Below are 26680 nucleotides of genomic sequence, written 5' to 3' on the forward strand. Positions count from 1 at the left end.
GCGGACGCACGACAGGAGCACCATGGCCACCCCGTCCGAGTGGATCGCCGGTGCGCGTCCGCGCACCCTGCCCGCCGCCGCCGCACCGGTCCTGGTCGGCACGGGCGCCGCCGCCCAGGTGGACTCCGCCCACCTCGGCCGCGCGCTGCTGGCCCTCGGCGTCGCCCTCGCGCTGCAGGTCGGGGTGAACTACGCGAACGACTACTCCGACGGCGTCCGCGGCACGGACACCGAGCGCGTCGGCCCGCTGCGCCTCACCGCCAGCGGCCTCGCCCGGCCGCGGGCCGTCAAGCTCGCCGCGTTCGCCGCGTTCGGCGTCGCCGGGCTGCTCGGGCTCGGCCTGGTCGCGCTGACCGGCCAGTGGTGGCTGCTGGCCGTCGGCGTGGTCTGCGTGCTGGCCGCCTGGTACTACACCGGCGGGAAGCGGCCGTACGGCTACGCCGGGCTCGGCGAGGTCGGCGTCTTCGTGTTCTTCGGGCTGGTCGCCGTGCTCGGCACCACCTACACGCAGGCGGGGCGCACCACCTGGCCCGCCTGGGTCGGCGCCGTCGCCATCGGCCTGATCGCCTGCGCGCTGCTCATGGTCAACAACCTGCGGGACGTCCCCACCGACTCCCTGGTCGGCAAGCGCACCCTGGCCGTCCGGATCGGCGAGCGGCGCGCCCGGCAGGCGTATGCGGTGATGGTCGTGCTGCCGATCCTGCTGGGCCTGGTGTGCGCGTTCGCGAACCCGTGGGCGCTGGCCGTCATCCTGCTCAGCCTGCCCGCGGGCGTCCTCGCGTTCACGGTGCTGGTCGGCGCCCGCGGGATCGCCCTGGTCCCCGTGCTCGCGGGCACCGGGATGTACGAGCTCGGGTTCGGCGTGCTGCTCGGGCTCGGCCTGGCGATCTGAGCCGGCGGCCTCAGGCCACGCGGCCCGGGGCGCCGTCCTCGCGCTCGGCGGCGTCCACCTCGGCGTCCTCCTCCGCGGCGTCCGCGGCTGCCCGGCGGGACAGGCGCGGCCGGTCGCCGCGCGCCTCCGCCCGCTGCTGCAGCCAGAGCGCCGCGCGGTCCCGGTACCCGCGCAGCAGCGCGTAGGACAGCAGCGCCGCGGCCAGCGCCGCCAGCACCACCCCGAGCAGGTAGCCCGTGCCGAGCCCGACGAACACGACGAGCGCCACGGCGAACAGGGCGAGGCGGAGCAGGGAGTAGGTCAGCACGGGCACGCCCCCAGGGTAAGCCGTGCTGCTGTGCCGCCTCGGCGCCCGCGCCCCGCCGCCCCGGTCGGCGAGCGCGCCCGTGCTGGTTAGGCTGGACCGCATGGTCCGCGCCCTCTTCTTCCTCGTGATCATCGGCCTGGCGGTGTACGCCCTGGCCGACATCGCCACGAGCGACGACCGGGCACGTCGCGGCATCCCCCGCGGGGTCTGGCTGCTCGTCGCCCTGGTGCCCGTGGTGGGTGCGGTGGCGTGGATCCTGTCGAGCCGCGCGGCGCGCGCGGAGGGCGGTGCCGGCGGCCCGGGCCGCTCCGGCGGGACCCGGCCCTCGAGCGGCGGCCCGCGGCGCACCGGCCCGCTCGCGCCCGACGACGACCCCGAGTTCCTCTGGCGGCTCGAGCAGGAGCGGATCCGGCGCGAGCGCGAGGCCGGCCGCTCCGGTGAGGCCGACGGCTCCAGCGGGGACGTCCCCGACGACGGCGCCCGCGGCTGACCCTCCCGCCGCACCGACCCACGCACGCCGACCGGCCAGCCCCGTCGAGCGCCCCACCGACGGATGCGCCCGGGACGAGCGCGCCGACGGGTGAGCGCGCCACCGGCCGAGCGCGCCGAGATAGGGCCGCCCCGCCGAGATAGGGCGTCCTGGTGCCCTACCTCGACGCGCGCGCCCTATCTCGACGCCAGGAGCTCGGCGTGTCAGGAGCTCGGCGTGTCAGGAGCTCGGCGTGTCAGGAGCTCGGCGTGTCAGGAGCTCGGCGTGTCAGGCAGGGGTCGGCCTGGTTCGACGGTCGAACCCGGTCGGGCGTGGGGGTCCGGGCGCGCGCGGACGGGTCCGCACCGGGGACCGCGCGCGGTCAGCGCCGCAGGGCGGCGCAGCGGGTCACAGGCCCGAGTACGAGTGCTTCCCGTCGACGAACAGGTTGACCACCGTGAAGTTGGCCAGCACGACCGCGTACCCGACGTAGACGAAGTACGCCGCCCTGCGCCCGGCCCAGCCGCGGGTGGTGCGGGCGTGCAGGTACGCCGCGTACACGACCCACGCGACGAAGGTGCCGACCTCCTTGGGGTCCCAGCCCCAGTACCGGCCCCAGGCGTGCTCGGCCCAGATGGCGCCGCCGATGAGCGTGAAGGTCCACAGCACGAAGCCGATGGCGTTCAGCCGGAACGACAGCGCCTCCAGCTGGCGGGCGGACGGCACGGTGCGCAGCCAGGACCACGCGGGCCCGGTGACGCGCCAGCGGGCGAACGCCCGGCGCAGGCCGTCGGCGCTGCGCCACGGGTGGTCCAGGTGGGAGCGGCCGGTCTCGCGGCCGTCCTGCAGGACCTGCAGCACCGCGGTGGCGAAGGCGACGGTGAAGATGCCGGTCGCGGCGATGGCGACGCCGACGTGGATGATCAGCCAGTAGCTCTGGAGCGCGGGCTGGACGGCGTCGGCCTGGACGTAGAACACCAGCAGGCCGAGGGCCAGGGCGAGCACGCCGATGCCCATCACCGCGACGCCGAGGAACGGGATCACGCGGCGGCGCTGCACGAGCACGAGCACGACGGCGGCGACGAACGTGCCGACCAGGGTGAACTCGTACATGTTGGCGGTCGGCCAGCGGCCGGCGGCGACGCCGCGCAGCACGATGCCGGCGCCCAGCAGCAGGATGCCCAGGTAGGTGGTGGTGCGGGCGATGCCGGTGGCCCGGCTCGGTCCGGCGGTGCGCTCGGGCTCCGCGTCGTCCAGCAGTCCGGAGCGGGGCGCGGCGGCGCGGTCGTCGGCGGGCGGAGCGGGCTCGGCGGGAGCGCCGGCACCCACGGTCGCGTGCGCGGCGGCCCGCGCCTGCTTGGCGGCGGCCACCCGGGCGGCGCGCTCGCGGCGGTGCTCGGCGGACGACGCGTCGGCGATGCGCGCCAGCGCCGAGGTGTACGCGATCAGGGCGATCGTGAACGCCGTCGCCGCCCCCCACACGAGCAGGGTGCTGATGTCGCCGAGTGCCATGTCCTTCTACCTTCCGGTCCGGCCGGTGGGCGCGTCGCCGTCGGCGGCACGGAGCCGGTCCATCGCCCGGTCGAGCTCTGCCTGCAGGCCCACGTCGTCGCCGCGCGCGAGCGCGGCGGCGGTGACCACTGTACGGGCTGCCCCGGGACCTTCGTCCCCGTCGGCACCCGTCGCGGGACGCACCCGGACCCACACCCGGCGGCGCGGCACGAACAGCGACGTCCCCAGCCCGGCGAACGCCAGGAGCGCGAACGTGAGCACCCACGCGAGGGACGGGTCGTGCCGCAGGTCCAGGGCGACGAACCGCGGCAGCGCGTCGAACGTCAGGGTGCCGAGCCCGTCCGGCAGGTCGACGGTCTCGCCGGGCCGCACGTAGACCGTGACCGGGAGCCCGTCCTCGGTGACCTCCTGGGTGAGGCCGGTCTCGTCCAGCTGGTAGACGTTCTGCGGGACGCCGTCGTCCAGCCCCAGGTCGCCGGTCCAGACGGCGAGCGCGAGCAGCGGGTCGGTCGGCTGCGGGTCGGTGGACCGGTAGATGCCCTCGGCGACCTGCTCGGCCGTCGGCAGCAGCACGCCCTGCAGCCCGATCTGGGGCCCGGACGTGACGTCCGGCACCTTGATGACGCCCTGCGACGTGTACACCTGGTCCTGCGGCAGGAACGGCACCGCTCCGGCGAACACGACCGTGCCGTCGGCGTCGCGCACGGTGACCTGCGGCGCGTACCCGTTGCCCTGCAGGTAGATCTTGGCGCCGCCCGCCTCGATGGGGTGGTTGACCTTGATCTGGTCCTCGACGGGCTCGCCGCCGGGCTCGGTCACCGTGACGTGGGCCGTGAAGTCGCGGGACTGCAGCGTCGTCGGGTCGAACTCGGAGTCGAACGAGTCGAGCCGCAGCGCGAACGGCTCGAGGGACGACGCGGAGAACCCGGACCCGGACTCGAACGTGTCGTAGTCGCTCTGGGTGTTCGCGAAGGCGCGGTCCTCGACGATGATCGCCTGGCCGCGGAAGTGCAGCAGCTGCCCCGTCGCGATCGAGACCAGCAGGCCGACCAGCGCCAGGTGGAACACGAGGTTGCCGGTCTCGCGCAGGTAGCCGCGCTCGGCGGCGACGCTCCACACGCCGCGGCCCTCGTCCCGGACGTCCACCCGGAACCGGCGCCACCAGCGCGGTCCGCCCAGCGCCACGGCGGCGCGCTCGGCGACCTCCTGCGGCGTGCCGTCCAGCTCCAGGTCGGCCTGCGCCGGGAACCGGTCGAACCGGCGGGGCGCGCGCGGCGGCCGGCCGCGCACGGCGCGCAGGTGGGTGCGGCTGCGCGGCAGGATGCAGCCGACCAGCGACACGAACAGCAGCAGGTAGATCGCCGAGAACCAGACCGACGAGTACACGGTGAAGAAGCCGAGCCGGTCGAGCAGCGGCCCGAGGTCCGGGTGGTCGACGAGGTAGGTGGCGACCTCCTCGGGCTGCTGCGAGCGCTGCGGGAAGATCGTGCCCGGCACCGCGGCGACGGCGAGCAGCATGAGCAGCAGCAGGGCGACGCGCATGGAGGTCAGCTGGCGCCAGCCCCAGCGCAGCCAGCCCACGACGCCCAGCGACGGCAGCTGGGGCGCGCCACCGTCCGCCGGACCGGCGGGTGCGGCGGCCGCGGGGGCCCCGGCGCTGAACGCGTCCTCGAGGCCCTCGGGCGTGTAGCGGCCGGGCGCGGGCTCGGTGACGGGCTCGGTGGTGGGTCGGTCGTGCGTCATCTCATACCGCCGGGACGAAGGGCTGGGCACCGGTGAGCAGGCCCTGCAGCCAGTTCGCCCAGGTGGTCCAGAGGCCGGTGACGAGCGCGACACCGAGCAGGAGCAGGAGGGCGCCGCCGACCCGCATCACCGCGAGACGGTGCCGGGCGAGCCAGTCGAGGGCCCGGCGGCTGCGCTGCAGCCCGAGCGCGACGGCGACGAACGGCAGGCCGAGGCCGGCGCAGAACGCGAGCGCGAGCAGCGCGCCGCGGCCGGCGGACCCGCCGTCCAGGGACAGCAGCAGAATGGCGGCGAGCGTCGGCCCGATGCAGGGCGTCCAGCCGATGCCGAAGGTCACGCCGAGCACCGGCGCGCCCCACAGGCCGGCCCGGGGGGCGAGCAGCGGCCGGCGGTCCTGCTGGAAGAACGGCAGCACGCCGAGGAACGCCAGGCCCATGGCGAGCACGCCGACGCCGAGCACCCGGGACACCGGGTCCTGCCAGCGCAGCAGGAACGAGCCGAGCGTGCCGGCGAGCGACCCGTACGCCAGGAACACCGCGCTGAACCCGGCCACGAACAGCAGCACGCCGAGCACGACCCGGCCGCGCGAGGCCGGGGTGTCGGTGCCGGGGGCGGGCGTCCCGGTCGTGAGCGCCGGCTGCGCCGGCAGGCTCGCGGCGAGGTCGAGCGGGACGCCGCCGGCCGCGGTGGCGACGGAGGGCCGCCGGGCCGGACGGGGCGTCGAGGCGGCGGACATGCCGCCGACGTAGCCGACGTAGGCGGGGACCAGCGGCAGCACGCACGGCGACGCGAACGACACCAGCCCGGCGAGCACCGCCACCGGGACGGCGGCGAGCAGCGAGCCGGACGTGGCGGCCTGCGCGAAGGAGTCCCCGACGTCGGCGAGCATCACGCCGCGGCCCCGCCGTCCTCGGCCAGGACCTCGTCGATCAGCGCGCGCAGGGTGGAGCCCTCGGCGAGGCCGACGATCCGGGCCGCGACCTTGCCGTCGCGGTCGAGCACGACCGTCGTCGGGGTGGCCTGGATCGGCACGATGCCCTGCAGCGCGGCGATCGCCTGCTTGTCGCGGTCGTCGATGCTCGGGTAAGGCACCTCGAAGCTGTTCTGGAACGGCTCGGCGGCGCCCGCGTCGTCGACGCCGTTGATCCCCAGCAGGTGCACGCCGGCGTCCGCGTACTCGTGCGCGATGTCGACCAGGTCGGGCGCCTCCTCCCGGCACGGCGGGCACGCGGCGTACCAGGTGTTCAGCACGACGACGTCGCCCCGCCAGTCCGCGACGTCGACGGCCTCGCCGGCGTAGTCGGTGCCAGCGACCTCGACCGGGCCCTCGCGGTCCGCCGCGGCCCACTGCGTGAACGAGCCGTCGCCGGACACGTAGCCCTGGTCCGCCACGTCGGTGTCGCCGGCCGTGCCGTCCCCGCCCGAGCACCCCGCGAGCGCGAGCGCGGCGCCGAGCGCGACGGCCACGGCGCCCGCGCGGCGCCGGCGGCTGGTCACGCCCCCGCCACGGCGGACGCGCCGGGCAGCAGGTCGGCGGCCGGCTCGGTGTAGGAGATGCGCACCAGGCGGTCTTCCTCGTAGACCAGGCTGGTCAGCGAGGCGAGCGAGCACTGCCGGCGGCGCGGGTCGTGCCACAGCCGGCGGTTCTCCAGCGCGAGCCGGGTGACCCAGATCGGCAGCTGGTGGCTGACCAGCACGGCCTCGTGGCCGCGGGCCGCCTGGCGCGCGCTGTCGACGACGGCGAGCATCCGGCCGACCTGCTGGCGGTACGGCTCCCCCCAGGACGGGCGGAACGGGTTGACCAGCTTGGGCCAGTGCCGCGGGTGCCGCAGCGAGCCGTCCCCGACGCCGAACGCGAGGCCCTGGAAGTGGTTCTCGGCCTCGAGCAGCCCCTCGTCCGTCCGGACCGGCAGGTCCAGCGCGGCGGCGATCGGCGCCATCGTCTCCTGGGCGCGCTGCAGCGGCGACGCGATCAGCACGGTGACGTCGCGCGCCGGGCCGTCGAGCCGGCCGGACAGGTGCGCGGCGACGCGCTCGGCCATCTCCTGACCGCGCTCGGAGAGGTGGTAGCCGGGCAGCCGGCCGTAGAGCAGACCCGACGGGTTGTGGACCTCGCCGTGCCGCATGAGGTGGATGGTGGTGGCGACCATGGGGTCAGTCTCGCAAACCCGGCTGGGTGGTCGGTCCCCACCGGCTACCGGCCCCGGCGCTCCTCGGCCTCGGCGGCGGCCTCGCAGCCCGCCTGCAGGGCCGCGCCGACCGCGGCCATCGCGTTCCCCAGGGCCTGCATCTGGGCGGGCGTCAGCACGTCGACCAGGCGCGCGCGGACCGACTCGACGTGCCCGGGCGCGGCGTCGACCAGGGTGCGCCAGCCGTGCTCCGTCATCCGGCAGTTCACGCCGCGGGCGTCCTCCAGGCAGGGCGCGCGCTCCACCAGACCGGCCGTCTCCATGCGCCGGACCGTGTGCGTGAGGCGGCTGCGGGAGTGGGCGAGCTCACCCGCCAGCTCGGACATCCGCAGCGTGCGCTGCGGCGCCTCGGACAGCCGGACCAGCACCTCGTACTCGCCGAGCGAGAGCCCCGAGGACTCCTCCAGGTCGTGCGCGAGCACGTCCAGCAGCCGCGCCGTGCCGTCGCGGTAGGCGCGCCAGGCGCGCTGCTCGTCCGCCGACAGCCAGCGGACGTCGTCACCGGACCGCGTCGCCGGCGAGGTCGCCCCCGCCTGGCCGGTCGTCGTGCTGGTGCCCGCCATGCCGTCCTCCTCCGCGCGCCGGTCGTCGGGCGCCGATCGTCCCACGCCCTTGCGCATCCGGATCCACTGCAGTAGAAATCTCAACTAACCGCAGTTGATGCTTCAACCAATACTTGCAGGAGGCACCTCATGTCGACCACGACGCTCCCCACCGCCCTCACCGCCGGCACCTGGACGCTGGACCCCTCGCACACCGAGGCGTCCTTCACCGTCCGCCACGCGGGCATCTCCAAGGTCCGCGGCACCGTCGCGGTGACCTCCGGCACCATCACCGTCGCCGAGGACCTCGCGCTGTCCGGCGTCACCGCCACGCTGGACCCGTCGACCATCGCCACCGGCGACGCGAACCGCGACGGCCACCTCAAGGGCTCCACCGACTTCTTCGACCTGGAGAAGTTCGGCGAGTGGACCTTCGCCTCGACCGCGGTCCGCGCGGACGGCGAGGACTACGTCGTCGCCGGTGACCTGACCATCAACGGCGTGACCAAGCCCGTCGAGCTGGCGACCGAGTTCGGCGGCTCCGCCACCGACCCGTTCGGCAACCAGCGCGCCGGCTTCTCCGCCTCGGTGACGATCTCCCGCAAGGAGTTCGGCATCACCTGGAACGCGGCCCTCGAGGCCGGCGGCGTCCTGGTGAGCGACAAGGTCGTCATCAACCTGGAGATCTCGGCCATCAAGCAGGCCTGATCCCCCGCCCCGCGAGGGGCTCACGGACCGCCAGGGCCCGATCGCGCACCCCCTGCCGCGATCGGGCCCTGCGCGTACCCGACCGAGGTCAGTCGGCGGCGGTGACCGGCTCGGGCGTGGTCGAGCGCTGCCGGGCGTGGAAGCCGAGGATCTGCAGCTCCGAGCCCAGGTCGACCTCCCGCACGTCCACGCCGTCCGGCACCCGCACCGTGCGCGGCGCGAAGTTGAGCACCCCGGTGACGCCCGCCGCCACCAGCCGGTCCGTGGTGGCCTGCGCGGCCGACGCCGGCGTCGCGACGATGGCGATGCTCGCCTCCGCCTCGGCGACGACCTTCTCCAGGTGGTCGACGTGCTGCACCACGTGCCCGGCGACGGTCGTGCCGACCAGCTCCGGGTCCGCGTCGAACAGCCCGACCAGGACGAACCCGCGGTCGGTGAAGCCCGAGTACGTCGCGAGCGCGTGCCCGAGGTTGCCGATCCCGACGATGACGAGCTGGCGCTCCTCGGCCATGCCGAGAGCCTGCGCGATCTGCTTGCGGAGGTGGTCCACCTCGTAGCCCACGCCGCGCCGGCCGCCGGCGCCGAGGTAGGACAGGTCCTTGCGCAGCTGGGCGGGGGACGCGCCGACGAGCTCGGCGAGCTGGTCCGAGGACGTCGTGGTCACGCCTTCCGAGGCCAGGCCGCCGAGGGAGCGCAGGTATCCCGGGAGGCGGGCGACGGTCGTCGGCGGCAGGGCTCGCACGACCACAGGGTAGGCCTACCGCGGGCCGGTCAGGGCGTCGCCGAGCCGGAGCGGGTCGATCTGCCAGTACCCGATCCGGACCCCGTCCACCTCCACGACCGGCAGCAGCTCCCCGTAGGCCTCCGCCAGCGGACGGCCGTCGGGTGCCGTCCCGCCGGCGTCGACGTCGACCTCGACCCACTGCTCGCCGTGCGCGGCCGCGACCTCCTGGACCACCTCGCGGGCGGCGACGCAGAGGTGGCAGCCCGCGCGGGCGAACAGCACGACGCGCGGGGTGGTCGGGGATCCGTGGGCGGGGGTCGGCACAGCACGAGCCTAGGCATCTGACTACAGTGGCGGCGTGCCCGAGCCCACCGAGCCCGCCCCGACGGGCACCGTCCCGGCCGGCACCGTCCCGGCCGCGCAGCCGGGACGCGTGGCGGCCTTCTTCGACGTGGACAACACGATCATCCGCGGCGCCAGCTCGTTCCACCTGGCCGTGGGGCTGTACCGGCGCGGGTTCTTCAAGACCGGCGACGTCATCCGGTTCGCGGTGCACCAGGCCCGTTACCTCACGTTCGGCGAGAACCGGCAGCAGATCGACGAGGTCCGCCAGCGGGCGCTCGAGATCATGCGGCACCGGTCGGTGGCCGAGGTGGTGGCGATCGCCGAGGACATCTACGACGAGGTGCTGTCGCTGCGGATCTTCCCCGGCACCCAGCGCCTGCTGGACCAGCACCTGCGCGCCGGCCACGAGGTGTGGCTGGTCACGGCCACCCCGGTCGAGATCGCCGAGATCATCGCCCGCCGCCTGGGCGCCACCGGCGCGCTCGGCACCATCGCCGAGCACACCGACGGCTTCTACACCGGCCGTCTGGTCGGTGACCTGCTGCACGGCAAGGCCAAGGCGTCCGCCGTGCAGGCCATCGCCGAGCGCGAGGGCATCGACCTGTCGCAGTCCTTCGCGTACGGCGACTCCACCAACGACGTGCCGATCCTGTCCGAGGTCGGGTTCCCGTGCGCCATCAACCCCGACGGCCGGCTGCGCAAGCACGCCGCCGAGGTGGGGTGGCCGATGCGCGAGTTCCGGGGACGCCGCAACGCCACCCGGCGCGGGGTCGACGCCGCGACCGTCGCGGGGTCGGCGTGGGTCGCCGGGCTGGTGTTCCGCGCCGTCCGGCGCGCGATCCGGTCCCGCTGGGGCGGCCGGTGACCGTCGTCGTCCGCCCGGCACGACCCGACGAGGCAGCCGCCGTCGCCGACCTCGCCGCGGTGACGTTCCCGCTCGCCTGCCCGCCGTCCTCCACCCCGGAGGACCACGCCGCGTTCGTCGCCGCCCACCTGACCGCGGCGCACTTCGCGGCGCACCTCGGAGACGACGCGCGGGACGTGCTGGTCGCCGACGACGACGGGGCGCTGGTCGGCTACACGATGCTGGTGTCCGGCGAGCCGTACGACGCGGGCGTCGCCGCCGTGGTCCCGCTGCGGCCGACCGTCGAGCTGAGCAAGTGCTACGTCCTGCCCGGCCGGCACGGCGGCGGCGTCGCGGCACCTCTGATGGCCGCCAGCCTGGCCGCCGCGCGGGCCCGCGGGGCCGCGGGCGTCTGGCTGGGCGTCAACGGCGAGAACCTGCGGGCGCAGGCGTTCTACCGGCGCTCGGGGTTCGAGGTCGTCGGCGAGCGCACGTTCCAGGTCGGGGACCAGCTGCACCACGACCTGGTCCTGCACCAGCCGCTCTGAGCCCGCTGCGGTCAGCGCGCCACCGCTCGTACGTGCCGGTCGACCCGCTCCCCGAACCTCGGGCAGCCCGACGCACGCAGCGCCCCGCCGAGATCGGCACCGCCTCGCCGGTCGAGGTAGAACGCCGCCTGGAGGACGGCGACCTCCCGCACCGTCGCCGGGGTCGCGTCGTCCACCAGCACGAAGAACTCGTCGGGTGACTGCACCTCGTAGGGGAGCGCGTCGGCCACACCGGGAGCCGAGAACCCGTGGTCGCCGGTCACGACGATGCCGATCCCTCCTGCACGCGCGGCCGCGTCGACGTGCCGGTCGAACCGGTCGCCCCCCGGGAAGTCCGCGGTGACGACGAAGTCGTCGATCCGGCCGCCCTCCGCGGCGCGCACGATCGTGTCCCGGACGGCGGCGATCCGGGCGCCCTCCCAGTCGGGGTGCTTGCGTCGCAGGTGGTACAGCGTCTCGGCGAGGACGTCCTCGGTCCAGCACGTCTTGTACGGCCCGCCGCACACCTCGATCAGCAGCAACCAGTCACGCAGGGTCTTCGAGTACCAGACGTTCGCGTCGGGGAGCACTCGTTGCGTCATCCGGGCACGCTAGGCGCGCCCGCAGCACTCAGTCCCCGAGCTCCACCTCGAGGAGCTCCACCACGGCCGCGCGCTGGCGCTCCAGGCGGGCGCGGCGGAACTCCAGGACGTCCGCCGTCCGCAACCGGGTGTGGCTGCCCACCTTGTGCGCGGGGATCTCGCCGGCCGCGACCAGCTTCATGAGCGTCGGCCGCGACACGCCCAGGACCTCGGCCGCCGCCGTGGTGGTGAGGATCTCCGGCATCGCCCCGACCGTGACCACCCCGCCGCGCGCGACCGTGTCGACGATGACGGACAGCAGCCGGGAGAGCTCGGTCGGTGCAGGGACCGGCGCCTCGGCTCCGTCCGAGACCGTCCAGGTCGAGCCGAGCGCGGCGTGCGCGAGGAGCTCCTGCGCCTGCCGGCGCTCCGCCGGTCCGACGACGACCTTGCGAGCATCGAGAGTGGTCGGCACCGGTGGACCTCCGCTGGTGAGTAGGTACTGCAGTCACAGTGTCCCGGGTTGCAGATATATCCGCAAGCGCCAGCGGGTCAGCCGGCCTGCTCCTCCGCCGTCGTCAGCACCGGCCAGCCGTCCGCGTCCCAGGCGAGCTCCCGCAGTGCCAGCGTCGGGGTGCCGCCGGTCGCGGCGTCGTAGTAGTGGAACGCCATGACCCCCTGGGACACCGACTGCCCGCCGGGGCCGACCATGTCCCCGGTCGTCTCCAGCAGCACGTCGCCGCCGTCCAGCAGCAGGTCGGTGCCGTCGCGCGTCACGTACGGGCCGGTGACGTCCCGCGAGCGCCCGACGGCGATGCGGTAGGTGGAGTCGACACCCTGGCAGCACGCGTCCTGGGAGACGAACAGATAGAACCAGCCGTCGTGCGGCACGACGTACGGGGCCTCGACGGCGTGCGGGGCCGCGAGCCGGCTCGCCAGCCCCACCGGCGCGGCGCCCTCGACCGGCAGCCCGGACGGCCAGGCCAGCTCGACCACCTGGATCCCGGACCAGTACGACCCGAACGTCAGCCACGGCGTGCCGTCGGCGTCCTCGACGATGCCGGGGTCGATGGCGTTGTACGGGTCCGACGGCTCGGACCGCCACACCTCGCCGCGGTCGGTCCAGCCGTAGTCGGGGTCGGACGGGTCGAGCGTCGGGCTGGTCCGCAGCCCGATGACGGACCGGTTGGAGCCGAACGTCGACGCGGCGTAGTACAGGTACCAGGTGCCGTCGTGCTCGGCGAGCTCCGGCGCCCAGTAGCTCACCACGCCGGGCACGGCCTCCTGCGCCCACCGCGGGGAGTCGGACGGCCCCCACGCGGTGCCCAGGTACTCCCACGTCGCGCCGCCGTCGGTGGACCGCCGGACCTGCACGGCACCGGCGTTCTCCCGCTCGTCGCCGGTCGAGTAGACGTACCAGGGCTCGGCCCCGTCCCCCACGACCAGCGCGGGGTCGTGCACGGCGAGGTCCCCGGCCACCGGCAGCGCGGTGGCGGCGGGGGCCGCGCCGGCCCGGGCGAGCGCCGCGATCGCGACGCCCCCTGCGGCCACGAGCGCGACGACCGCCGTCGCCGCCGCCGCGACCAGGGCGCGGCGGCGGCGACGGACGGGCGGCGCCGGCGGCCTCGGCGACCCAGGCGTCGCGGTGTCAGGCACCGAGCCGGATCACGTTCCACGACACCGGCGGGACCCGGACGGTCAGCCGGCCGCCGTCGACCGCGGCGGTGTCGTTGGCCCGCGGCAGCACGGAGGTGGCGTCGTCGGCGGTGGCGGACCAGGTGTGGTCCGGGTTGGACAGGCTGGTCGCCTCCAGGACGCGCAGCCCCGGGATGGACCGGGTGTCGACCTCGAGGGTGACCGTCTCGGTCTGCGACCGGTTGACGGCGAACAGCGCGACGGCGCCCGTCTCGGGGTCGCGGGTGGCGACAGCGTCGACGATCGCGGCGTCGCCGAACTTCGCCGTCTCGTACGTCGGGGCGTCGACGGCGACCTGCAGCACCTCGCCGGTGGCGTACCGGGACGCCTGGGCGAAGGGGTGGAACGTCGTCTGCCGCCAGATGCGGCCGCCGGGCTCGGTCATGATCGGCGCGATCACGTTGACCAGCTGCGCGAGCGAGGCCGAGTGCACGCGGTCGGTGTGCCGCAGCAGCGAGATCAGCATGCTGCCCACGACGACGGCGTCCGCGACGTTGTACCGGTCCTCCAAGAGGACCGGCGCGACCGGCCAGTCGTCGCCGGACGGCGGGACCGACTCGGCGCGCTTCTGGTACCAGACGTTCCACTCGTCGAACGAGATGTTGATCCGCTTCGCGACCTTCTTGTGCGCGCGCACGCCGTCGGCCACCGCGGCGACGGAGTCGATGAAGTGGTCCATGTCGACCGCGGACGCCAGGAAGGAGCCGAGGTCGCCGTCCTCCTCGGCGTAGTACGCGTGCGCCGAGATCATGTCGACGTGCTCGTAGGTCTCGGAGAGCACCGTCTGCTCCCACTGGCCGAACGTCGGGATCGGCACGCCGGACGACCCGCACGCCACCAGCTCCAGGTCGGGCTGGATCATCCGCATCGCGCGGGCGGTCTCGGCGGCGAGCCGGCCGTACTCGTGCGCGGTCTTGTGCCCGATCTGCCAGGGGCCGTCCATCTCGTTGCCGAGGCACCACATCCGGATGCCGTACGGGTCGGCGGCGCCGTTCGCCCGGCGCAGGTCGGACAGCGCCGTGCCGCCGCGCACGTTGCAGTACTCGAGCAGGTCCAGCGCCTCCTGCACGCCGCGGGTGCCGAGGTTGACGGCCATCATCGGCTCGGTGCCCGACGCGGCGGTCCAGCGCATGAACTCGTCGACGCCGACCAGGTTGGGCTCGGTGGAGTGCCAGGCCAGGTCCAGCCGGCGCGGGCGCTGGTCGCGCGGGCCGATGCCGTCCTCCCAGCGGTAGCCGGACACGAAGTTGCCGCCGGGGTAGCGGACCGAGGAGACGCCCAGCTCGCGGGTCAGCTCGATGACGTCGCCGCGGAAGCCGTCGGCGTCCGCCGAGGGGTGCTCGGGGTCGTGGATGCCGGTGTAGACGCACCGGCCCAGGTGCTCGACGAAGGCGCCGAAGGTCCGGCGGCGGACCGGCCCGACGCGGAACGCCGGGTCGATGGTCAGGGTGACGGTGGACATGCGGCGCAGCTCCCTTGCTGGTTCTACATCGTTGTAGGCGCATCGTGCCCGGCGGGCGTCCGACGCGTCAACCACCGGACGACCACCCGTGGACGCCGGCTCCGCGGCCGGCGGAGCGCCGTGACCAAACCGTTGCTTGACCGCGCGTCGTGCGCCGTGCGACTCTCTGCAACGTTGTAGTGCAACGATGTAGAGCACGAGGTCAGCGCCGACCGTATCCCCCGGACCGCCACCGACGGCCGTCCGCCGGCGCCGCAGACCCTGCTCGATCCGAGTGGAGGCAATGGCGCGATGACCACCAAGACCCTGCGCGTGGCGGCCCTGGCCCTCGCCGGCGCGCTCGCCCTGACGGCGTGCGGCTCCGGCGACGGCGGCGAGGACGGCGGCGACGACACGCTCACGTTCATGTTCCGCGGCGGCGCGGACGAGAAGGCGGCCTACCAGGCGGCGATCGACAAGTTCACCGAGGACACCGGCGTGCGGGTCGAGATGACCGTGACCGACGCCGACCAGTACGCCACGAAGCTGCAGGCGGCGGTGTCCGGCAACAAGGTGCCCGACGTGTTCTACATCGAGCAGGCGAACCTGCAGTCCTACGTCGCCTCGGGCGTGCTGATGGACATCACGCAGCAGGTCGAGGACGCCGGCGTCGACCTGGACAACATCTGGCCGTACGGCGTGGACTCGTACCGGTTCGACGGCACGCTGCAGGGCACCCCGGAGGGCGCGCTGTACGGGCTGCCGAAGGACGTCGGCCCCTTCGGGTTCGGCTACAACAAGACGATGCTGGAGGCCGCCGGCATCCCGCTGCCCGACCCGGACGTCCCGCTGACCTTCGACGAGTTCCGCGACCTGGCCAAGCAGCTGACCGTCGACACCGACGGCGACGGCGCGGTGGACCAGTGGGGCACCGGGCTCAACGTGCAGTGGAACCTGCAGTCGATGGTGTGGAGCAACGGCGGGGACTGGACCAACGAGGACCGCACCGAGGTCACCGTGGACACCCCGGAGTTCGCCGAGGCGCTGCAGTACTTCGCCGACCTGACGCTGGTGGACGGCGTGACCCCGTCGGCCTCGGAGGCCGCGACGCTGGACACCTACCAGCGCTGGATGGCCGGCGAGATCGGGTTCTTCCCCGTCGCCCCGTGGGACCTCAGCGTCTACAACGAGCTCGACTTCGAGTACGACGTGATCCCCTGGCCCGCCGGCAGCACCGGGGAGTCCGCGACCTGGGTCGGCAGCCTCGGCATCGGCGTCTCCAGCACGACGTCCGACCCGGAGGCGGCGGTCCAGCTCGCCACCTACCTGTCCACGGACGCCGACGCGCAGCAGACGCTGGTCGACGCGAACATCCAGGTCCCGAACCTGATCGACATGGCCGAGGAGTGGGCCCAGGCCCCCGACGCGCAGCCGGCCAACCGGCAGGAGTACCTGGACATCGTCCAGGACTACGGCCGGGCGATGCCCGCCTCCTTCACCTACGGGGCCCAGTGGTACGACGAGCTCTGGGTGAACATCCAGCCGGTGCTCGACGGCCAGCAGACCGCGGCCGACTACCTCGCGGAGGTGCAGCCGAAGATGCAGGCGCTGCTCGACGAGTCCAACGCCAACGCCGAGATGGCCGGCGGCGGGGCCTGACCCCCTGACCCGCTCCCCCGCCCGCCCGGACGCTGCCGACGCAGCCCGGGCGGGCCGGGGGCCGCTCGAGCGAAGGAGCTACGCCGATGTCCCGGACCACAGCTGAGCCCACCCCGGTCCCCACCGCGCCGGCCGCGGGGATCGTCCCGCCGGACGGCGACGAGCGCGCCGGCTCGGCGCTGCGCGCCCGCCAGGCGATGCGTCGCCTGCACCGCACCGAGCACCGCTGGGCGGCCGCGTTCATCGCGGCACCCGTGCTCGGGTTCCTCGTCTTCACCCTGTACCCGCTGGGGTACGCGCTGTACGCCTCGCTGACGCAGTGGAACGGGCTGACCGCGCCGCGGTTCATCGGCCTGGACAACTACACCCGGCTGCTGGGCGACCCGTACTTCCTGCAGACGCTGGGCAACACCGCGTTCTACCTGATCGGCATCCCGATCGGCCTGGTGCTGGCTCTGCTGCTGGCGATCGCGCTGAACCGGAAGATCCCCGGGCAGACCGCGTTCCGCACCATCTACTACGTGCCGGTCATCTCGTCGCTCGCGGCGATCGCGATCGTCTGGCAGTTCGCCTACAACGGCGACTTCGGCCTGGTGAACCAGGTGCTGTCCTGGTTCGGGATCGACGGGCCGAACTGGCTGCAGAACACCGCGACGGTCAAGCCGGCCATCATCGTCCTGGCGGTGTGGAAGGGCCTCGGGTACTCGATGCTGCTGTACCTGGCGGCCATCCAGTCCGTGCCGCGGTCGCTGTACGAGGCGGCCTCGCTGGACGGCGCGAACGGCTACCACCGGTTCCGGTCCATCACGCTGCCGATGGTGCGCCCCGTGACGTTCTTCCTCGTCGTCACGAACGTCATCGCCGGCTCGCAGATCTTCACCGAGATCAACATCATGACGCCGACCGGCGGACCCGAGTTCAGCTCGGCGTCGATCGTCTACTACATCGTCCGGCAGGCGTTCAAGTACCAGCAGATGGGCTACGCCACGGCGATGTCCGTCGTGCTCGGGCTGATCGTCTTCGTCGTCACCCTCGTCCAGTTCCGCCTGAACCGGCGCAACTCGTTCAGCATCGACTGAAGGGGATCCGAGAATGAGCCGCAAGGCCCCCCGGTCCGTCACCTCGCAGAACCGCCTGGTGAACACCGTCCTGTTCGTCGTGCTGGCGCTCGGTGCCGTCGTGATGCTCGCGCCGCTGCTGTGGATGATCACCACGGCGCTCAAGACCAAGGCCGACGTGTTCGCGCTGCCGCCGGTGTGGATCCCGGACCCGCCGCAGTGGGGCACCTTCGCCCGCATCTGGACGGACACCAACGTGCTGTCCGGGTTCAAGAACAGCGTGATCGTGGCCGGGAGCGTCACGATCGTCGGCTCGATCACCTCGTCGCTGGCCGCGTTCGCGCTGGCCAAGATGCGCCTGCCGTTCAAGAACGCGATCTTCATCGCGCTGCTGACCGGCCTGATGATCCCCTACCCGACGCTGATGATCCCGCAGTTCGTCATGTTCTCGAAGATCGGCTGGGTCGACACCCTGCTGCCGCTGATCGTGCCGCTGCTGTTCGGCAACATCGTGATGATCTTCTTCCTGCGGCAGTACCTGTCGAGCGTGCCGGACTCCATGGTCGAGGCCGCCAAGATCGACGGGGCCTCGTACCTGCAGATCTTCCGCAAGATGGTGTTCCCGCTGATCCGGCCCGCCATCGCGGCGCAGTTCATCCTCTGGTTCATGACCATCTGGAACGACTACCTCGCGCCGATCCTGTACCTGAACACCGAGTCCAAGCAGACGCTGCAGGTGGTCATCGCCAACCTGAACGTCGAGTACGCCACGCAGCGCGACTACCCGCTGATCATGGCGGCGTCGTTCCTCGCGCTGCTGCCGCTGCTGGTCGTGTTCCTGATCTTCCAGCGGCAGATCATCGAGTCGGTCGCCCTGACGGGGGCCAAGGGATGACCGCCACGGCACCGGCCACCGACCACGGCGCCGCGGGCTGGGGGGCGCGGCACGCGCACGACCCGACCGCGGTCCGGGACGACGACGGCGTCTACTGGCTGTTCTCCACCGACGCCTACGGCGACGGCCCGCTGCCCCGCGGCGGCGTGCAGGTGCGCCGGTCGGCCGACCTGGTCGGCTGGACGTTCCACAGTTGGGCGCTCGACGGCGTGCCCGCGGCCGCGGCGGCCTGGTCCGGCGCGACCGGGCTGTGGGCGCCGGACGTGGTCCGGGTTCCCGCGACGGTCGCCGTCCCGGACGCCGAGCGGTGGCGGATGTACTACTCCGCGTCGACGTTCGGCTCCCGGACCTCGGCCATCGGCCTGGCCACCGCCCCGCACCCCGCCGGACCGTGGCAGGACCGCGGCCTGGTGGTCACCAGCCGGCACGAGGTGGACGGCCCGAACGCCATCGACGCGAACGCGGTCGTCGACGCCGAGGGCCGGCACTGGCTGGTCTACGGGTCGTTCTTCGGCGGCATCCACGCGCTGGAGCTCGACCCCGGCACGGGGTTCGTGCACGGCACCGGCGGCGAGCCCACCGCGGGGCCGGGCACCGTGCTGGCCCGCCGGCCGCGGTCGGTCGACGGCGCCGTGGAGGGCGCCTTCGTGCTCGACCGCCCCGGCGGCGGGTACGTGCTGCTGACGTCGTACGACTCGCTGTTCGAGACCTACCACCTGCGCGTCGCCGCGGGACCCGCCGTGACCGGGCCGTTCCGGGACGTCACCGGGCGGCTCACCACCGACGAGGCCGGCGACCCCGCGGGCGTCGGCACGACGGTGCTGGCGGGGCACCGGTTCGCCGGCGGGCCGGGCCGACTCGCGCCCGGGCACGCCGCGGTGCTCGCCGAGCCCGCGCCCGCGCACGAGGGCGGGGTCCGGCACCTGCTGGTGCACCACGTCCGGGACGCCGACGACCCGACGCAGCACGAGGTGCAGGTGCGCCGCGTCGTGTGGACGGCCGACGGCTGGCCGCTGGTGTCCCCGCAACCGTGGGCCGGACCGCGGGAGGCCGACGACCCCGCGGACTGGCCGGCGACCACCGCGGAGCTGGCGGGCGGGTGGGAGGTGGTCACGTTCGCGCACGGCGCCGCGCTCACGCCGTCCGTCCGACGCACCGTCGACGCGACGGAGCTGGCCGGAGGCACGGCGCACGGCCGCGGACGGTTCACGTGGAACATCCCCGGGCGCGCCCCGGTGCAGGCCGTCGCGTTCCCGTCCTGGGACGCGGTCCGGGACCGGCCGGCCCTGTCCTGCGCGGTGCTCGACACGGGCACCGGCGTGGTGACGGTCGCGACCCGGGTCGAGACCCCGGCGACGGCGGGCGGTGCCCGGTGACCGCGGCGACGTCCGCGCGGGTCCCGGTGCACGACGGCGGCGAGGACGTCCCCGGCTGGGCCGGGGCCGTGATGCGCTGGCTGCGGGTCGTCGCCCGGGTGGTCGCGGTCAACCTGCTCGTCCTGCTGGGCACGCTGCTCGGCGGGGTGCTGCTCGGGGTGCTGCCGGCGCTCGGGGCCGCCGGTCGCGTGCTCGCCGCGACGGCCGCGGGCGACCCGCCGGACTCGGTCCTCCGGGCCTTCTGGTCGGCCTACCGGGCGGACTTCCGGCGCCTGAACCGGCTGGGCTGGCCGCTGCTCGCGGCGACCGCGCTGCTCGCGGCCGACGCCCTCGCGCTCCCGGGGCTCGCGGCCGCCACCGGGTCCACGGGGCCGGCCGCCGTGGCCGCCGCGGGGCTGCTGCTCCTGGGCGCGGCCGTGCTGGTGCTCGGGGCCTGGTTCCTCCCCGTGGTGCGCCGGTACGACGAGCCGTTCGGCCGGACGTGGCGGTTCCTGCTGCTGGCTCCGCCGACGTCGCCGGGCACCACCGTCGCGGTGCTCGTGACGCTCGCCGCGGTCGGGCTCGTGGCGTGGCACCTGACGGTGCTGCTGCCGCTGGGCGCGGCGGCCGTGGCGGTGCTGCTCACCGGGGTGGTCGTGGACCGGCGGCTGGACCGGGTCGACGCGTCGGCGGGCTGACGTCAGGCCCGGGCCATCGCCCGGGCCGCCGCGACCTCGCGCCCGCGGTCGGTCGCCGGGAACCGCTCGACCATCGCCCGCAGCGTCGCGGCGTCCTCGTTCGCCCCGAACGCCTCGGCGTGCGGCTGCAGGCTGACGCTGCCGGCGAGCGACCCGGCGTCGACCGGGTCGAACCCGAGCGCGTCGACCAGCTCGGAGACCCGGGCGACGGCCGCGGCGTCGTCCCCGGCCACCGCCACCGCGCGCCGCCCGGGCGCCCCGGCGGGCAGCGGCCCCTCGTCGAGGTCGTGGTACCCCATGTGGTTGAACGCCTTGACCACGGCCGCGCCGGGCAGGGCGTCGGCGACGAGCACGCTGGTCGCGACGGCCGGGTCGGCCAGGTCGGGGCGCTCGCCGTCGGCCTCCCACCAGTAGTTCATCGCGTCCACGACGACCGTGCCCGCGAGCGCCGCCGCCGGGACGTCGGGCAGCCGGCCCAGCGGGATGGCGAGCACCACCAGGTCGGCGCCGGCCGCGACCTCCGCCGTGCTCACCGCGCGCGCCCCGGGCACCAGCACCTCCACGATCAGGCGGATCCGCTCCGGGTCGCCGGACCCGGCCACGAGGACGTCGTAGCCCGCGGCCACGCCGAGCCGGGCGAGCACCGTGCCGAGCTTGCCCGCGCCGAGGATGCCGAGCGTCCCGCGGGTCACGCCGCGTCCCCCGCCCGGTCGCCCTCCGCCAGGAGCTCGCGCACCAGGGGCGCGACCTGGCTGCCGTAGAGCTCGACGGCGCGCAGCCGCGCCGAGGCCGGCTGGGGGCCGGCGGTGTAGACCAGGTCGAACCGGCTCACGTCCAGTGCGCGGACCGACCGGGCGATCTTGCGCGCGACGGTCTCGGGCGAGCCCACGTACAGCGAGCCGTGCTCCAGGTCGTGCTCGTACTCGGCCCGGCGCAGGGGCGGCCAGCCGCGCAGGGCGCCGATGGTGTCCCGCATCTGCTTGTACGGGCCGTAGTGGATCTCGCGGGCCTCCTCGTCGGTCGCGGCGACGAAGCCGGGCGAGTGCATGCCCACGGGCCGCCGCGGGGTCTCGAGCTGGTCGGCCGCGCGCCGGTACAGGTCCACGTACGGGCGGAACCGCTCCGGCTCGCCGCCGATGATCGCGAGCATGAGGGGCAGGCCGTAGCGGGCGGCGCGGACGACGGACTGCGGGGAGCCGCCGACGCCGACCCAGGTGTCGAGGCCGTCGGCCGTCTTCGGGTAGACGTCGGCGTCCTGCAGGGCCGCGCGGGTGCTGCCGCTCCAGGTGACCGGCTCCTCGGCCAGCAGCCGGTGGAACAGGTCGATCTTCTCCTCGAACAGCACGTCGTAGTCGGCCAGGTCGTAGCCGAACAGCGGGAAGGACTCGGTGAACGACCCGCGGCCGAGGATCACCTGCGCGCGGCCGCCGGACAGGGCGTCGACGGTGGCGAACCGCTGGAACACCCGCACGGGGTCGTCGGAGCTGAGCACGGTGACGCCCGAGGCCAGCGTGATGCGCGAGGTGCGGGTGGCGATGCCGGCCAGCACGGTCTCCGGGGACGAGACGGAGTACTCGGGGCGGTGGTGCTCCCCCAGCGCGATGACGTCGACGCCGGCCTGGTCGGCCAGCACGGCCTCCTCGACGACCTGGCGGATCGCCTCGGGGTGCGACAGCCGGCGCCCGGCGTCGTCGGTCGGCACGTCGCCGAAGGTGTCCAGTCCGAGCTGCAGGGTGGTCATGTCGGGTCCTCCGTGTCGTCGACGCCACGATCGTGCGTCACGGTGGTTGAACCGTCAACTAGGCGCGGGCATTCCGTGCCCGCGACGCCCCCGCCGCCTCAGGCGACGACCGGCCGCCCGCCCGCCGACCCGACGGCGCTGGGCGCCCGTGCACCGGCGGTCGACTCCCGCACGACGACCTCGAAGTCGGTGACGACCTCGACGTGCCCGTCCGGCGCGGTGCCCGCGACCCGGGCCAGCAGCAGGTCGACGGCGGTCCGCGCGATGGTCTCCCGGCCCGGCGCGACGGACGACAGCGGCGGCGAGGCGTACGCGGCGTCCTCGATGTCGTCGAACCCGATGACGGCGACCTCGTCCGGCACCGCGATCCCCCGGGCGTGCAGCACGTGCAGCGCGCCGATCGCGAGCGCGTCGTTCAGCGCGAACACGGCGTCGATCGGGGTGCCGGCGTCCAGCATCCGCTCCATCGCCTCGGCGCCCGTGGCGCGGTGCCACAGCCCGGCCTCGCCGACCAGCGCCGGGTCCACGGGCAGCCCCGCGTCGGCGAGCGCCTGCTCGTAGCCCCGGACGCGCAGCGCGGCGGAGCCGACGGTCTCGCCCTCGTGCGCGCCGAGGACGGCGATCCGGCGGCGCCCGGAGTCGATCAGGTGCTGCGTCGCGGCGCGCGCGGCCTCGACGTTGCTCATCGTCACGTGGTCGGCGGGCCCCCCGAAGATCCGCTCGCCCAGCAGCACCATCGGGAAGTCGACGGCGAACCGCTCCCGGTCCTCGCTGCCCAGCGCGAGCGGGGAGAAGATCAGGCCGTCGGTGAGGTGCCGGCGCTGGCCGGAGAGCACCTCGAGCTCCCGCTCGCGGGAGGCGTTGGTCTGCTCGATCAGCACGATGACGCCGTGCCGCTCCGCCGCGCGGATCACGGAGTCGGCCAGCTCCGCGAAGTACGGCAGGCTCAGCTCGGGCACCGCCAGGCCGATCATCCCGGTCCGGCCCTGGCGCAGGTTCCGCGCGGAGATGTTCACCCGGTAGCCGAGCTGGGCGATGGCCGCCTCGACCCGCTCCTTGGTCTCCGGGCGGATGTACGGGTACCCGTTGATGACGTTCGAGACCGTCTTGATGGAGACCCCCGCGACGGCCGCGACGTCGTGCATCGTCACGCCCGCCTGACGCCGTCTGCCGGCCACCGCCACCTCCTCGTCCCCGCTGGTCGTGCCCCTGGTGCCGCCCGCCGACCGCGCCGCGCCCCAGCGTAGGGGGCGCGGCGCGGCTCAGGTGGCGGGATCCGGGTGACGGCCGGGTGGTCCTCAGCGACCACCCAGGCCGGTGGTCGCGACCGCCTTGACGATCTGCCGCTGGAACAGCATGAACAGCAGGATCAGCGGTAGCGCGGCGATCACCGCGGAGGCCATCGTCTGCGCGTAGATCGTGCCGTAGGCGTTCTTCACCGTCGACAGCCCGACCGGCAGGGTCATGAGGTCCGGGTTGTTGGTGACGATGAACGGCCACAGGAAGTTGTTCCACGCGCCGATGAACACGAAGATCGCGACCGCCGACACGATCGGGCGGGAGATCGGCAGCACGATGGACCAGAACGTCCGCCAGTGCCCCGCCCCGTCGACCCGCGCGGCGTCCTCGATCTCCTGCGGCACCTCCGCGAAGAACTTCGAGAAGATGTAGACCATCACCGGCGCCACCAGCTGGGGCAGGATCACGCCCTGGTAGGTGTCCACGAACCCGAGCGCCTCCATCTGCCGGAACAGCGGCACGATGAGGATCTGCCCGGGCACCGCGATCAGCGCGATGGTCGCCGCGAACATCACGTTCTTGCCGCGGAACCGCGTGCGGGCGAACCCGTACCCGGCGAGGGCGCAGACGGCCACGGTGAGGATCGTGACCGACCCGGCGACCAGCAGGGTGTTGGCCATCCAGCGCGGCACCTCGCCGCGCTCGAAGACCGACCGGTAGTTCTCGAGCGTGAACCCGCCGTCGGGGAACCACTGCAGCGGCACCTCCTGGGCCTGGGCCTCGGTCTTGAACGAGGTGTCGACGGCCCACAGCAGCGGCAGCAGCCACGACACGGCCATGAGAACGAGCAGGACGATCGCGAGGACGGTCGCGACCTTGCTGCGGCCGAGCACGAGGAACCGGGTGCGCCGGTTCTCCTCGCGCCGCTCGGTGTAGGTGCGACGGAACCCCCCGTTCGTGACGGGGGCGTCGACGGTGTCAACGGCCACGGCGCTGCTCCTTCCGGCGGGCGGTGGTCGCCACCTGGAACACCACGGCGACCAGGATGATGAGCGCGAAGTAGATGTACGACATCGCCGAGGCGTACCCCATGCGGTAGCCGGTGAAGCCGGTGTCGTAGATGTACTGCAGGATCGGCCGGGTCACGCCGCCCGGGCCGCTGCCGCCGTTGAAGGCGATGAACATCTGGTCGAACACCTTGAGCGAGGCGAGCACCTGCAGCACCGTGACCAGCACGGTCGTGGCGCGCACCTGCGGCAGCGTGATCGACCAGAGCCGCCGGCCGGCACCGGCGCCGTCGAGCGCCGCGGCCTCGTACATCTGGTCCGGGATGGCCTGCAGCGCCGACAGGTACAGCAGGAAGTTGAACCCGACGGTCCACCACAGGGTCAGCAGGGCCATCGACCACATGGCGACGTTCTCGTCCGTCAGCCAGCCGACCTTGTCCAGCCCCAGCTGGTCGAGCCAGTAGTTGAAGAACCCGATCTCCGGCTGGTACAGCCAGACCCAGATCTGCACGACGACCGCGACCGGCAGCATGTACGGCGCGAAGAACGCGAGCCGCCAGACCCACTGCCCGGGCAGCCCGGTGTAGACCAGCAGGGCCATCACGAGGGCGACCACCACCAGCGGGATCGTGCTCATCAGGGTGAAGACGACCGTGTTGCCCAGCGTGGACCACATGGTCGCGTCGCCGAAGGCCTCGGCGTAGTTGTCGAACCCGACCCAGCCGCCGTTGCCCATGAGGGACTGCTCGGTGAAGCTCAGGCCGAGCCCCCACAGGGTCGGCACGACCAGGAACAGGACGGCGACGACCAGGAACGGGATGATGAACGCCCAGCCGTTGCCCTCGCGGCTGCCGCGCCCGCGCCGGGTGCGCCCGGGCAGGTCCGGCGACCGCGGCGGCGCGGAGGCCGCCTGGGACTGGGACGGTGTGGTGACAGTGCTCATGGCTGCGATCCCTCCGTCACGCCGGCGGCTTGGTCTGGAGGGCGTTGTCGAGGCTGGCGATCAGCTTGTCGACGGCGTCCTCGGGGGAGGTCTTGTCGAGCCAGGCACCCTGCAGCGCCTCGCCGACCCGGGCCTGGAAGTCCGAGCCCGACCCGGTGAACCACGCCTGCGGGTCGAACACGGCCTGCTCGCTCGCCTCCGCGTAGTGCGACTGCGGCACCTTCTCCTGGTACTCGGCCGACTCGGTGACCTCGCGGTTGGCGGGGATGTGCCCGCCGTCGGACCACAGGAGCGACTTCTGCAGCATCGCCGCGGCCGTGGCGTACGCCGCGTCGCGCCGCGCCGGGTCGACGTTGACCTGGTGCGGCAGGACGAAGACGTGCGAGTCGCCGTAGGTGGCCGGGGTGCCGAAGATGGTCGGCATCGGCATCGCGTCGACGTCCACCCCGGCGGTGAGGAACGACTGCAGCTCCCAGTTGCCGTTGAAGCACATGCCGACGCGGCCGGTGGAGAAGTTCGCCACCGCCGACGGGTAGTCGCTGTTGGCGATCGCGACCGTGTCGTCCAGCCACGACTGCACCCAGCTCACGCACTGCACCAGCGCGTCGCGGTCCACCTGCGCCGGCTCGCCCGGGTTCAGCACGACCTCGCTGCCCGTCTGCGCGTACAGGCCCCACAGCATGCGGGACATCTGCGCGCCGTCGCCGGTGTACCCGTACCCGACGCCCGCGTACCCGGTGACCTCCGCCATGGCCCGGCCGGCCTCGATGAAGCCGTCCGGGGAGTCCACCCCGACCAGCTTCCCGTCCGGACCCAGCAGTCCCGCCTGGTCGGCGAGCCCGCGGTCGAAGAACAGCAGGAACGCGTGGAAGTCGAGCGGCAGGGCCCACAGCTCGCCGTCGATCACCGCCCGGTCCCAGAGCGCCGGCGGGAACATCTCCTGGGTCACGCCGTACTCGGCGAGCTTGTCCAGGTCCCACGGGTCCAGCACGCCGCCGGGCACCCAGCCGGCCACCCGGGTCAGGTGCATCACCGCCAGGTCGGGCGAGCGCCCGCCCACCGACGCCATGACGAGCTTGGTGTAGTACGGCGCCCCCCAGGTGAGCACCACGGGGTCGATGCCGACCGCCGGGTTCTCGTCCTGGACCTCGGTCATCATCTCCTGGAAGATGCCGCCGTCACCGCCCGTGAACAGGTGCCAGAGCTGGATGCGGGTGCTCGCCGACGACGCTGCCGCGTCCGTCGCGCACCCGCTCAGCGCCCAGGCCCCGGCGAGCGCACCGGCGCCCGCCACCGCTCCTCGGAGCACGGACCTGCGGCTCAGCACCGCGTCGCCCGGACCCCCACGTCCACCTGAGATCATCCTCGACCTCCCGCCTCCACCGGTGCGTGCACCGGAGGGTTTTCATCGTTGAAAAGCCGTCGGCAGTGAATCAGCGGAGGGACATCTCCGTCAAGACATGACAATCCGCCCAGACCTCGCTGCGCGCGCGCCGACACGCCGCACCGGCCTCCGGGGCGCTCGGTCGGCGCCGCGTGCGCGGGCCCGGGCCGCGCCCGCCGAGC

At 73.8% G+C, this 26680-nt stretch carries 29 protein-coding genes; 10 read left to right on the forward strand and 19 right to left on the reverse strand.

The features are described from left to right. Window positions 1-22 precede the first annotated feature (22 nt). A complete protein-coding gene (locus AC1050_RS09755; protein WP_482387148.1) occupies window positions 23-892 on the forward strand; it encodes a 1,4-dihydroxy-2-naphthoate polyprenyltransferase in 870 nt (289 codons plus the stop codon). 10 nt (window positions 893-902) lie between these two features. Here AC1050_RS09755 and AC1050_RS09760 read toward each other — a convergent pair whose 3' ends face one another. Continuing rightward, the gene (locus tag AC1050_RS09760) at window positions 903-1205 is read right to left on the reverse strand and encodes a DUF4229 domain-containing protein (RefSeq protein ID WP_482387149.1); all 303 of its coding nucleotides are present in this window, start codon (window positions 1203-1205) and stop codon (window positions 903-905) included. A 94-nt stretch (window positions 1206-1299) separates the two neighbouring features. Between AC1050_RS09760 and AC1050_RS09765 the strand changes: the two genes are divergently transcribed. Further along, window positions 1300-1689: a PLDc N-terminal domain-containing protein gene (locus tag AC1050_RS09765; RefSeq protein WP_482387150.1), complete on the forward strand. Its 390-nt coding sequence runs from the start codon at window positions 1300-1302 to the stop codon at window positions 1687-1689. Window positions 1690-2076: 387 nt separating this feature from the next. On the opposite strand, the gene ccsB is transcribed toward AC1050_RS09765, so the two are convergent. From ccsB to AC1050_RS09795, 6 genes are read right to left on the reverse strand one after another with little or no spacing between them, the layout of a single operon-like run. Next, window positions 2077-3180, reverse strand: coding sequence for a c-type cytochrome biogenesis protein CcsB (ccsB, locus tag AC1050_RS09770; RefSeq protein ID WP_482387151.1), 1104 nt, complete (start codon window positions 3178-3180; stop codon window positions 2077-2079). A 6-nt stretch (window positions 3181-3186) separates the two neighbouring features. After that, on the reverse strand, window positions 3187-4923 hold the full coding sequence (gene resB, locus AC1050_RS09775; RefSeq protein ID WP_482387152.1) for a cytochrome c biogenesis protein ResB: 1737 nt from the start codon (window positions 4921-4923) through the stop codon (window positions 3187-3189). Window position 4924: 1 nt separating this feature from the next. Further along, window positions 4925-5812, reverse strand: coding sequence for a cytochrome c biogenesis CcdA family protein (locus AC1050_RS09780; RefSeq protein ID WP_482387270.1), 888 nt, complete (start codon window positions 5810-5812; stop codon window positions 4925-4927). Continuing rightward, the gene (locus tag AC1050_RS09785) at window positions 5812-6420 is read right to left on the reverse strand and encodes a TlpA family protein disulfide reductase (protein WP_482387153.1); all 609 of its coding nucleotides are present in this window, start codon (window positions 6418-6420) and stop codon (window positions 5812-5814) included. The genes AC1050_RS09780 and AC1050_RS09785 overlap by 1 nt, the downstream gene beginning before the upstream one ends. After that, complete coding sequence (locus AC1050_RS09790; protein WP_482387154.1) at window positions 6417-7073, reverse strand: histidine phosphatase family protein; 657 nt, start codon at window positions 7071-7073, stop codon at window positions 6417-6419. The genes AC1050_RS09785 and AC1050_RS09790 overlap by 4 nt, the downstream gene beginning before the upstream one ends. Window positions 7074-7117: 44 nt before the next feature. After that, on the reverse strand, window positions 7118-7675 hold the full coding sequence (locus AC1050_RS09795; protein WP_482387155.1) for a MarR family winged helix-turn-helix transcriptional regulator: 558 nt from the start codon (window positions 7673-7675) through the stop codon (window positions 7118-7120). 129 nt (window positions 7676-7804) lie between these two features. On the opposite strand from AC1050_RS09795, the gene AC1050_RS09800 reads away from it, so the two are divergent. Then, a complete protein-coding gene (locus AC1050_RS09800; protein ID WP_482387156.1) occupies window positions 7805-8362 on the forward strand; it encodes a YceI family protein in 558 nt (185 codons plus the stop codon). A gap of 88 nt (window positions 8363-8450) precedes the next feature. Here the strand turns inward: AC1050_RS09800 and AC1050_RS09805 are convergent, their stop codons facing one another. Then, a complete protein-coding gene (locus AC1050_RS09805; protein ID WP_482387157.1) occupies window positions 8451-9104 on the reverse strand; it encodes a redox-sensing transcriptional repressor Rex in 654 nt (217 codons plus the stop codon). A 15-nt stretch (window positions 9105-9119) separates the two neighbouring features. Beyond that, entirely contained in the window at window positions 9120-9410 is a 291-nt protein-coding gene (locus AC1050_RS09810) for a glutaredoxin family protein (protein ID WP_482387158.1), read from the reverse strand. A gap of 34 nt (window positions 9411-9444) precedes the next feature. On the opposite strand from AC1050_RS09810, the gene AC1050_RS09815 reads away from it, so the two are divergent. Further along, window positions 9445-10296 carry an HAD family hydrolase gene (locus AC1050_RS09815; protein WP_482387159.1) on the forward strand — a complete coding sequence of 284 codons (852 nt, stop codon included), beginning with the start codon at window positions 9445-9447 and terminating at the stop codon, window positions 10294-10296. Next, window positions 10293-10823, forward strand: a complete 531-nt coding sequence (locus AC1050_RS09820; RefSeq protein WP_482387160.1) for a GNAT family N-acetyltransferase — start codon at window positions 10293-10295, stop codon at window positions 10821-10823. The genes AC1050_RS09815 and AC1050_RS09820 overlap by 4 nt, the downstream gene beginning before the upstream one ends. Before the next feature lie 11 nt (window positions 10824-10834). On the opposite strand, the gene AC1050_RS09825 is transcribed toward AC1050_RS09820, so the two are convergent. From AC1050_RS09825 to arfA, 4 genes are all read right to left on the reverse strand, one after another. Continuing rightward, a complete protein-coding gene (locus AC1050_RS09825; protein ID WP_482387161.1) occupies window positions 10835-11404 on the reverse strand; it encodes a PIN domain-containing protein in 570 nt (189 codons plus the stop codon). Window positions 11405-11432: 28 nt separating this feature from the next. Beyond that, window positions 11433-11858, reverse strand: coding sequence for a helix-turn-helix domain-containing protein (locus AC1050_RS09830; protein WP_482387162.1), 426 nt, complete (start codon window positions 11856-11858; stop codon window positions 11433-11435). 77 nt (window positions 11859-11935) lie between these two features. Then, entirely contained in the window at window positions 11936-13039 is a 1104-nt protein-coding gene (locus AC1050_RS09835; RefSeq protein WP_482387163.1) for an arabinan endo-1,5-alpha-L-arabinosidase, read from the reverse strand. Continuing rightward, complete coding sequence (gene arfA, locus AC1050_RS09840; RefSeq protein WP_482387164.1) at window positions 13032-14540, reverse strand: arabinosylfuranosidase ArfA; 1509 nt, start codon at window positions 14538-14540, stop codon at window positions 13032-13034. Before arfA ends, AC1050_RS09835 begins: the two co-directional genes overlap by 8 nt. 291 nt (window positions 14541-14831) lie before the next feature. Here arfA and AC1050_RS09845 point away from each other — a divergent pair, with 291 nt between their 5' ends. The 5 genes from AC1050_RS09845 (at window position 14832) to AC1050_RS09865 (ending at window position 20184) form a co-directional block, all read left to right on the forward strand. Continuing rightward, complete coding sequence (locus tag AC1050_RS09845) at window positions 14832-16178, forward strand: ABC transporter substrate-binding protein (RefSeq protein ID WP_482387165.1); 1347 nt, start codon at window positions 14832-14834, stop codon at window positions 16176-16178. A gap of 86 nt (window positions 16179-16264) precedes the next feature. Beyond that, complete coding sequence (locus tag AC1050_RS09850) at window positions 16265-17257, forward strand: carbohydrate ABC transporter permease (RefSeq protein WP_482387166.1); 993 nt, start codon at window positions 16265-16267, stop codon at window positions 17255-17257. Between the two features lie 13 nt (window positions 17258-17270). Further along, on the forward strand, window positions 17271-18131 hold the full coding sequence (locus AC1050_RS09855) for a carbohydrate ABC transporter permease (protein ID WP_482387167.1): 861 nt from the start codon (window positions 17271-17273) through the stop codon (window positions 18129-18131). After that, on the forward strand, window positions 18128-19507 hold the full coding sequence (locus tag AC1050_RS09860) for an arabinan endo-1,5-alpha-L-arabinosidase (protein WP_482387168.1): 1380 nt from the start codon (window positions 18128-18130) through the stop codon (window positions 19505-19507). Before AC1050_RS09855 ends, AC1050_RS09860 begins: the two co-directional genes overlap by 4 nt. Continuing rightward, a complete protein-coding gene (locus AC1050_RS09865) occupies window positions 19504-20184 on the forward strand; it encodes a DUF624 domain-containing protein (protein WP_482387169.1) in 681 nt (226 codons plus the stop codon). The genes AC1050_RS09860 and AC1050_RS09865 overlap by 4 nt, the downstream gene beginning before the upstream one ends. 2 nt (window positions 20185-20186) lie before the next feature. On the opposite strand, the gene AC1050_RS09870 is transcribed toward AC1050_RS09865, so the two are convergent. The 6 genes from AC1050_RS09870 to AC1050_RS09895 form a co-directional block, all read right to left on the reverse strand. Next, window positions 20187-20876 (reverse strand): NADPH-dependent F420 reductase, encoded by a 690-nt coding sequence (locus AC1050_RS09870; protein WP_482387170.1) that lies wholly within the window; start codon window positions 20874-20876, stop codon window positions 20187-20189. After that, a complete protein-coding gene (locus tag AC1050_RS09875) occupies window positions 20873-21925 on the reverse strand; it encodes an LLM class flavin-dependent oxidoreductase (protein ID WP_482387171.1) in 1053 nt (350 codons plus the stop codon). The genes AC1050_RS09870 and AC1050_RS09875 overlap by 4 nt, the downstream gene beginning before the upstream one ends. 98 nt (window positions 21926-22023) lie before the next feature. After that, a complete protein-coding gene (locus tag AC1050_RS09880) occupies window positions 22024-23070 on the reverse strand; it encodes a LacI family DNA-binding transcriptional regulator (protein ID WP_482387271.1) in 1047 nt (348 codons plus the stop codon). Window positions 23071-23223: 153 nt separating this feature from the next. Next, the gene (locus tag AC1050_RS09885; RefSeq protein ID WP_482387172.1) at window positions 23224-24153 is read right to left on the reverse strand and encodes a carbohydrate ABC transporter permease; all 930 of its coding nucleotides are present in this window, start codon (window positions 24151-24153) and stop codon (window positions 23224-23226) included. After that, the gene (locus tag AC1050_RS09890; RefSeq protein ID WP_482387173.1) at window positions 24143-25114 is read right to left on the reverse strand and encodes a carbohydrate ABC transporter permease; all 972 of its coding nucleotides are present in this window, start codon (window positions 25112-25114) and stop codon (window positions 24143-24145) included. The genes AC1050_RS09885 and AC1050_RS09890 overlap by 11 nt, the downstream gene beginning before the upstream one ends. Window positions 25115-25130: 16 nt before the next feature. Continuing rightward, the gene (locus AC1050_RS09895) at window positions 25131-26408 is read right to left on the reverse strand and encodes an extracellular solute-binding protein (RefSeq protein ID WP_482387174.1); all 1278 of its coding nucleotides are present in this window, start codon (window positions 26406-26408) and stop codon (window positions 25131-25133) included. Between the last annotated feature and the right edge of the window lie 272 nt (window positions 26409-26680).

This window comes from Cellulomonas sp. NEAU-ZC6, from assembly GCF_056844425.1.